We start from the raw sequence: 390 nt of genomic DNA, 5'->3' as shown, positions 1-390 counted from the left end.
TCGTGGATGGTCAGGGGTGGGGCGGTGGTGGTGGTCGTGGCGGTGCCGGTGATGGGGGTCCAGGTGGCGGTGCCGGTGATCTGGAAGCGCCCGTGCCAGGTCGTGGCCAACGTGATGGTCGCGACCGCCTCTTCCTCGTAGACGTGCGCGACGGTGTGATGGGGGTAGGCCCGGCCCGGGTCCGTGGTCGTCACAGGGGTCGATCCGTCGTCGTAGTCCCAGGTGAAGGCGTCCGGGGTGGCCTCGATCGTGACAGGGATACCCAGCAGCGTGGTCGAGAACGTCTGGGGTGCGGGGCTGGTGTAGGTGATCGTGTCGACGTTGACCAGCGTCCACCCGTCCGGCGGCTGGATCGTGACCGGCGACGGCGCGATCGTCAGCCGCTGGAAC

The 390-nt window shown here is 69.0% G+C and carries 1 pseudogene; it reads right to left on the bottom strand.

The features are described from left to right. Positions 1-390: pseudogene (locus IE95_RS20745) on the bottom strand (PKD domain-containing protein); the annotation flags it as partial.

This window comes from Oerskovia turbata (genome assembly GCF_000718325.1).
GTDB classification, from domain to species: domain Bacteria; phylum Actinomycetota; class Actinomycetes; order Actinomycetales; family Cellulomonadaceae; genus Oerskovia; species Oerskovia turbata.
Note: the sequence above shows the minus strand (reverse complement) of the source record. Positions and strands in the feature narration are given on the sequence as shown.